Source organism: Acidithrix ferrooxidans, assembly GCF_000949295.1.
GTDB classification, from domain to species: Bacteria; Actinomycetota; Acidimicrobiia; order Acidimicrobiales; family Acidimicrobiaceae; genus Acidithrix; species Acidithrix ferrooxidans.
Map to the genome: position 1 here is coordinate 1 of NZ_JXYS01000106.1, position 8151 is coordinate 8151.

The 8151-nt window shown below is 44.9% G+C and carries 5 protein-coding genes and 2 pseudogenes; 3 read left to right on the forward strand and 4 right to left on the reverse strand.

Features of this window, described 5'->3' with window-relative positions; all coding sequences use genetic code 11:
• Window positions 1-456: pseudogene (locus AXFE_RS15420) on the reverse strand (IS1634 family transposase); the annotation flags it as partial.
• A 981-nt stretch (window positions 457-1437) separates the two neighbouring features.
• Here AXFE_RS15420 and AXFE_RS15425 point away from each other — a divergent pair.
• Both AXFE_RS15425 and AXFE_RS15430 read left to right on the forward strand, forming a co-directional pair.
• On the forward strand, window positions 1438-2676 hold the full coding sequence (locus AXFE_RS15425) for an NAD(P)/FAD-dependent oxidoreductase (protein WP_052606842.1): 1239 nt from the start codon (window positions 1438-1440) through the stop codon (window positions 2674-2676).
• A gap of 134 nt (window positions 2677-2810) precedes the next feature.
• Window positions 2811-4187, forward strand: coding sequence for an acyl-CoA carboxylase subunit beta (locus AXFE_RS15430; RefSeq protein WP_052606843.1), 1377 nt, complete (start codon window positions 2811-2813; stop codon window positions 4185-4187).
• A gap of 2 nt (window positions 4188-4189) precedes the next feature.
• Here AXFE_RS15430 and AXFE_RS15435 read toward each other — a convergent pair whose 3' ends face one another.
• The 3 genes from AXFE_RS15435 to AXFE_RS15445 all read right to left on the reverse strand — a co-directional run bounded on the left by AXFE_RS15435 (window position 4190) and on the right by AXFE_RS15445 (window position 7329).
• A complete protein-coding gene (locus AXFE_RS15435) occupies window positions 4190-4858 on the reverse strand; it encodes a DsbA family oxidoreductase (protein WP_082058820.1) in 669 nt (222 codons plus the stop codon).
• A gap of 96 nt (window positions 4859-4954) precedes the next feature.
• Entirely contained in the window at window positions 4955-5785 is an 831-nt protein-coding gene (locus AXFE_RS15440; RefSeq protein ID WP_052606844.1) for a maleylpyruvate isomerase family mycothiol-dependent enzyme, read from the reverse strand.
• A 551-nt stretch (window positions 5786-6336) separates the two neighbouring features.
• Entirely contained in the window at window positions 6337-7329 is a 993-nt protein-coding gene (locus AXFE_RS15445) for a hypothetical protein (protein ID WP_160291897.1), read from the reverse strand.
• Between the two features lie 78 nt (window positions 7330-7407).
• On the opposite strand from AXFE_RS15445, the pseudogene AXFE_RS19565 reads away from it, so the two are divergent.
• Window positions 7408-8151, forward strand: a pseudogene (locus AXFE_RS19565) (IS1595 family transposase); the annotation flags it as partial.

An 8151-nucleotide genomic window follows, 5' to 3' on the forward strand; every position in this document is an offset into this window, starting at 1 on the left:
GGCAATACCAAGGGATTCACCCGATAGACCTGCACTCTCTAGGATCTTATCGAAGCTAAGAGCTTCATAGAACGAGTTTCCTATGAGTTCTGGACCGATACTTCTACTATTGATAGTCTTAGCACTAGAGAGATCCACCATCTCAAGGTCAGCCTCAGTAGTTCTTGTTTCTTTAGCGGCTGCAACTTCGGAACGAATTGCATACTTAGTGATTGCCAGATCGACGTATCTGGCAATAATAGGATCTGATTCAAAGAGTGAGGTTACTCCAGAGAGTCTCTGGGCTATAGCATTGGCCAGAGCTGGCCACAATGACTTATCCAGGTCCAGTTCGGTCAAGGTCATTACTATACGTTGACGGGGACCTTTTTCACAGCGGTAGGACTCAACGAGTTGGTACTTACTGTAGCTAACGCCGGTCTTTTTATTAACTGTTGGAGTTTCACGGATAAACACAACAAGACAATAGCACCATGTCAGAGCTAATGCAAGTCATAATCAAAACTACTCAAAAATTAGGACACTACATTCGCGACCCAAAAAGACCTAATACCCATCTACCAGGGCATCTATAAATCGCCCAAGTCGAAAATCGCCCAAAATCCCCTCAAAAGGGACCAATTGGGGCGATTTTTCGGGAAATCTGCGAAAGAAGGGCTAATGCCGTTTGGTTGGCTCTGGTCTAATTAGCCATTTGTGCAATTGCACACAACCTGGCACGGTTCACTGCACACAACCTGGCACGAATAGGTGCTATTGCAGAAACTGTTATCACCACACCAAAGCTTCGACGGTGTTACTTTCAGATCGCAGGACATATCACTCGTTCAGCTAGAAAAGTAATACTCCATCTTGAAGAACACTGGCACTATAAGGATAAGTTCTTAGAGGCTCTTGATCGGATCAGAAAGTTTGAGATCGCCATCACCTGAACATCTGGTTACCTAACACACTGAATATTACTTGAAGGAACTGCTCTAGAAGACAAGTGATTAGGTCACTATGGCCAAAATGAGATTTCAGAATCTCAAAAATGACCAAAAAGGCTCAATCACAAAGCGAATAGGTCATATTTGGCACTCTGAAACCAGATTTAAGCCATAGACCCTCCGTCAAACCTAAATCAGTTCCAAAAAACCGACTTGGATTCACACCGAGGGGCTCAAGCTGGTCCATTTCTGTGGATTCAGGCTAAACCTTGGAAGACCAAAAGCACCCCTAGGCACTCACATCAATAATTACATCGACAATTCAATCTCGCCACAAAAGAATATGGGATATTTTCTTGGCCCAGTGTCGCCTTTTGGATTAGCGTCTCTAGCTCATGAGAGAATTACTCTCTGTTGACTCGAGTGTCAAAAAGGCATTTTCCCACCCTAGGCTAACCTCTTAAAAGAACCAGAAATAGAGCCAAGAGTAAATTTAGGATGTTTGAGTGTGATCAGTAAAAAGATTTCAATCGTTGGAGGTGGTTTGGCTGGGCTGTCTGCCGGCTTCTACCTCAAACAAAATGGCTTCGATATCTCGATCTTCGAGGCAAGCGACCGGATCGGAGGAATTGTAGCCACAGATTCAGTAGAGGGTTTTTACTTAGATCGCGGCTTTCAAATCCTAATAGATTCATATCCTGACTTTCGCAGAATTGTTGATCCCTCTAAAATCAACCTAAAACCATTTACCAAAGGTGTCCACTTCGTAGATTCGAATGGTTCTCAGGAGTTGATGAAGTTTCCCGAATCATCCCGGGATCTTATCGATGCAGTCAATCTGGTCAAATCCTTTTCGATTGGAGAGTTATATCCCCTTGCGAAAATCGCCTTTGACCTTCTCAAAGGGCGGCGGGACTCTTACTTCTACATGAAAGAGCAGTCTTCGCTTGGTTATCTACAAAAAGCTGGCGTCTCCGCCTCGGTAATCAACCGATATTTCAGACCATTCTTCAAGGGTGTCTTTTTAGAGGACGACCTCAGCACCTCCTACCGAATGTTATTATTCACTCTTTCAAACTTTCTAACTGGCCATAGCGTAATTCCAGATATTGGAATGGCTGAGATACCAAGTCAGATCGCATCAAATATCGAACCAGAAGATATCCATCTCAACTCAAAGGTAAGATCCGTGTCGGACCGATCGATTACCCTAGAAGATGGAAGCGAGCGTCCCCATGACTTTGTGGTAGTCGCTACAAAACCAGATCAAGCAAACCTTCTTCTGGGCAACAACGCCAAGGTGAACTATCGAAGCGTTGCGTGCCACTATTTTGCAACCGAGATAGAACTTTCAAATGAGCCAACCGTAGTAATACCACGAATGCCCGAGATAGATTTGGCAACCGTAGTTCAACTCGATGCGATTTCAAAAAGCTATGCACCAAAAGGTGTCCATCTAATCTCGGCATCTACCCTAAAGCCAGATATGGACCCAGATGTAATAAGTGATCAGATTGCTATAGTCCTAGGAATTGAAAAAAACGAGCTTAGCCACATAAGAAGCTACGAAATCAAAGACGCTTTACCTGTAGTTTTTAGCTCTGGAAACGTTGGCGACCCATACTTTTTGAATGTATCTCAAAGAACTTTTCTAGCTGGCGACTATCTCCAGAATCCATCCATCGATGGAGCATTGAAGTCCGGACGACTTGCCAGTCAAGCAATAATGAGCTCCAAGCTAGCCTGAAGGTCAAAACGGCGATACAAGACTTGATAGACCAATTCAAAATGACAGATTCCGGTTCGCTTCAGATGGCCTAGAATCTCGTTAAATAAGTTTCATTTTTTGAAAACTAAAAGAACAGGCAAGGACAAAGACGAATGATCTTGGATAGAAATGAGACATCTCGGTCCCAACCACAATTCGGATTAGGAATTAGAATTCCCGGAAGCACCGTAACTGGGATCGAAACCATAGCAGGTAGGCCGGCAATGGTTATCTCATCTATTCCAGCGCCAAACAGAGGAGCCCTAACCCAAGAAGACGGCATCAAGATCGCAAACGCAATCAAAGTAGCAGTTAAAAACGAGCTCCCAATTGTTCTTTATCTATCGACATCTGGAGCGTCAATACATGACGGAATTGCTGCACTAAATGGTTGGGGGCGAGCCGCTAGGGAACTCGCGGCAGCCTCTGGCGTTGTGCCAATCTTAGCCGGACTATTTGGCCCTGCAGTTAGCGGACCCGCACTATTGCTTGGTCTGGCTGACATTGTGATCTCCACACCGGACTCCTATGCCTTTGTCTCTGGTCCAGAGATGGTAAAAGGATACACAGGTGTTGAAGTCGCTGCCGTTGACCTTGGTGGCTCCTACACACTAGCCACCAAAACTGGAGTTAGCCATCTTGAAGCCCAGAACATGCAGGAGATGAAAGAACAGGTAGAAGAGATTCTTTCAATTCTTCCACGTTCTACAAACTACGTCTCCCAAGTGATTGAAACGAATGACCCAGTCGGGCGATTATGCGACTCTTTGACATCGTTGATCCCTAACTCGCCCACTGGATCATACGACGTTAGGGACATAATCTCTGAAATCGTTGACGACGAATATTTTCTCGAACTTCGTCCACTTTGGGCACCCCAGCTAGTTACGGGGATAGCTCGAATAGGCGGTCATGCTGTAGGAATACTAGCCAATCAACCACGAGTCCTCGCTGGCACCTTAGACATTCCAGCCTCACAAAAAGGTGCTCGGTTCGTAAGATTCTGCGATGCCTTTAACCTACCGCTAATATCATTGGAGGATACCCCAGGTTTTCTGCCGGGGAAAGACGTCGAATGGCGAGGAATGATTCGCCATGGCGCCGAACTTGCCTTTTCATATGCAGCTTGCGGAGTTCCGAGGATATGCCTGATTTTAAGAAAAGCATATGGGGGTGCTTACATCGTGATGGATTCCAAGGGAATGGGTTCAGACGTAGTGTTCGCATGGCCATCGGCTGAAATCGCCGTTATGGGCGCACAAGGGGCAGCCCAAATACTAATGAGACGAGCAACCGACCAAGAAAGAGCCCAGTATCAGGAGGATTATCAGGCTAGATATCTCACTCCATACATAGCTGCCGAACGGGGCTTTGTCGACGAAGTCATCGAACCCAGAGATACGCGCAAATCCATAGCTTTGGCGCTGGAACTAATTATAGCCAAAAAAGAGAGTATCCGCATGGCAAAACATGCCAACTCACCGATGTAGCTTTAGATGCTCTTCCATGCTCGGGCCGAGAGATAGGGCTTTAGCCTCTGTGCGAGTTCAGCGTCATCGCTAGCATTGCGCGGCTTCTTGAGTTCATAGAGATTGTCAACAGAGACAAACAGACACACCATATCAAGGAGATCGAGAGCCTTTTGACCTTTGGGCGGGGGAAATACGACTGGCCCAAAGAAGGTATGGTCACCATTGAAGGTAATGGTAGGCACGCCAAATGCGCCGTGGGCCTCACGTACAAAATCATGATCTTTTCGCACTATGTCGATTGCCTCTTGAGAATGGATAGATGAAAGCACTAGCTCGGAGTCAATCCCCACCTTCCCTGCGAACCGAGTAGCAGCTTCCAGGGTGTGAATAGGTTCACCCCTGAGATGTATTGCGGAGCCAACCTCAAAGTAAAAGTCATCAGCCAATTTAGGATCTAACTTTTTAGCGAGCGCTGCTACCTTCATCAGGGAGAATCCAAAAGACCAATCACGCTCCCAGGGGTGCTTCTTGTCCTTCTCCAAATTGATCTCTTCTAAAGAAAAAAATCGAAAGTCGATCGAAAATCCATAGTGATGGGCGACCTCCCGCATCCAAAGAGATGTTGCAAAGGCAAATGGGCACATTGGGTCGTAAAAAAATTCGACACGTTCTATCTCCGATGCCTTCACTTTTCTCCTTAGCGTTCTCAATTGACAAAATTTAGGTGAGAACCAAATCTACAAAGGCAATATCACCAAAGCCACCGTCACCAATTGTGGAATGGATCATATCAAAAAACCTAAATTCTGATAGACCGCCGTCCCAAGTTCACTATCGCTACCGATCTTTACGCTTCCATCTTCTAAATAACTATGGGCATTGAGGCGTCCTGCAGCGGCAAAGACAAATGCCTCAAAGGTCATGGTCAACGAGGCGTCATCGATCTCTTTGGCATCATCTCGCGCGACCACAGCGCGACCATCGCGAATCAAAATCCTAATAGTATCAACATTACCAGGGTTAACTTCTATCTCAAAGCGGACTTGAGTGCCCTCTTTGGCCTTGACTTTCTTACCAACCACAAATCCTAGACCCGAGACCAATTGATCATATGAAATCTTTCCTGATCTATCGTGTGCAAGAAAGGATCCGCCACTGGATATTCGAATATCTTGTTCATGGACAAAACAATCCATCACCCGAATGACCATAAAGTCTCGATAGGTACCTTTGCCAATCGGCGTCCAGCTCTCTTTCGAAAACTCCTCCTCGGTCATAGAACCGAGCACCTCTAAGCGTTTGGTGACGCAACTTTCAAACTGATCTAAGATTTCGGCTGAGGACTTAGACCTTAGTGACTTTATCCAGGCCTCATTGGATCTTCCGATCTCATTTTTAACGTGCGACCCAACTTGATCGTCGTCCATCACTGGAGTTTGATCTCCGAGAAGACTCCTTTCGGTACCTACGATATGCGAAAGAATATCCCCTACGCTCCAGCCTGGACAGTTCGACAACGCAATCCATTGTTCTTCACCTAACTCACGGCAATAACCCCCAAGGGAGTTCCAAGTCTCAGCAAGTGCAGAAATTATAAATGAAGATGAATATTGCACAATGAACCCCTAATCGATGTCATCTCTTTAACACTACGACAAGTCAGTCATTACGTCGCCATTTTTAAGAATCTATCACAGTAAAAGTTAGAATACCCCCACTGGACCAAATTGCAATTGCCACCATCACATGATCAGCCTCAAAGTCCAACGATCAAAGGACTTGGCCATCTAGCAGTCAATCGCCACTGATAATCCCTATCAGGAGCCATGTCGAAAAGAAGATCAAGCCACAGATCCAAAATACTTTGCCTTCCGGGCCGTAGGGGCAAAACCGCCAGACAAAACAAAACCACAAGATCCTCCAAATTAAACTATTTTTAGACACATACCCGAAATTAAATAAACGCAAATAAAAATCATCTAGTTCAGGTGAACAAAAACACGAAATTTACAAAGGGATCTAATATATTTAGCTTGATTACTCAAGCAATTCATAGATCAAAATGACAGAAATAAAGATCGAAAATCAGACCGCCCGCTGGCATAGAGACGATTATCCGCCCATCGGGTTATCTGTCTTGGAATTTTGACGATAAAATATCCAGCTGCTAAAAAAGATGCCGACCAATTAAGAATCTTTTGAACAAAACGAGATAGCCACCAGCAAGAATCAGGATTAGATTCAAGGAAAGATCCAACCAAAAAATTACCATCACCCATGGGGATACGTAATTCAAAACAATGTGATTTACACCCTTATGTAAGACAAGACCCGTTAAAAAACCATCTGTAGTGATCAGTGGAATTGGAACTCCATTATCGAAAGCATGCTCACCTGGCATAACCTGATCGAAGAGAACCACGAAACCCTGCCTTTTCGCCACCAACGATTCGACGGTTTGATCTGTATCTTTATGAATCGACGTTAAAATCAGATCTTGATTTGTCTGGCTTTTGGGTAGATGATTTCTTGAGATCTCATTTTGGGTAACATATGCAGTTGTGTCTCCTGAGATAAGCGGATGCGCCTTTGAATTGCCGCTAGGACGAATCTCGGTCGGCACAAAGAGTTGACTACTTAAATTCGATATAGTCGAATAGTAGATAAACTTTCTAACGCCATTGAAGGTCACGGATCCTCCATATTGCCATTGAGAAGCTACGTCAATAGAGGTAAAGAGAGAGATCTTGGGATCGCTCTGTTCTTGGGATAGCACCTTCAAATAGATCTCTCGATTAGGGTGAAGCCGCGAATACGATGAATCGCCACTTGAGATTCCAGTCGCCCATTTCAACAACGAAATAGATCTCGAATCCAAATTAAAAGCCGCGCCCAAATCTGGTCGTGAATAGTAAACCCCTAGAAGCGCACTAAGTGCACTTGTAACCTGTCGATTCTTACCAAAAGGGGCAGGAAGGGAACTATCCACCACTTCATAGGAGGTGGCCATCTTCTGTCCTAGGATCAGACCACCGACGCCCATCAGATTCAAAGACTTCAGCGATCCATAGTCTATTGCCACGTTATATAGCGAAGGCGCCAGTGGCCACAACGGGGATAGCGACGAGTGCGTCGGGGCATTTCCAAACATACTTATCAAGTTTCGTAAGTTTCGCCTCCACCGAGACCAGATTGGAGCTAATCTTTAGTAGAACAGATGTTCGATAAAGGAGGCATGGTGGATATCTCAGGCTTTATGGTACGCTTCGCTTCAGAGGAAGCATGTGAAGATCATTTGATCAAATTGCTTATGCTATGAGGGATTTAGATGCCCAAAGTGTGACTCTGACCAGTTTACCTTAATCAGGCCAAACCATCGAAGAAATGCAGCATCTCGAGCTCCACTTTTTCAATGTAAATCTTGTCACCGTCAAACTAGCGTTACCTCCGGAACCATCTTCCATCGAAGCCATATCTCTTTATCCAAGTGGTTCTCCGCTATCTATCTATTGTCCAACGACAAGCGTGGTCTTTCGGCTACTACCATTGCTAAATTCGTTCAAGTATCTTATTCGACTGGCTGGTTGATGCTAAATAAGCTACGAAAAGCAATGGCTGACCGAAATGGTTTATATAAACTTGGAGGAAACGTCTGAGTAGATGAGTTCTTTTTAGGTGGTGAGAGCCATGGCGAAGGCTAAAGAGGAAAGGGAACAAAACAAACCAATGTCCTAATTGGAGTGTCGATTAGCAATGGTGCTCCTACTCATTGCTTCATGGAAGTAATCAAAGATACCACTGCTAAATCATTCAAAGATGTTTTTGTGAGACGTTTAGATTCCGATACCAAGCTGATAAGTGATGGTAACCCAAGTTACGGGGTATGTGCTCGAGACCTTGGACTAGCGCATTCGATCACTCTATCCAAAGACGAACAAGCACATGTAAACATTTCAAATGGCTCAAACATCCTGATAGGGAA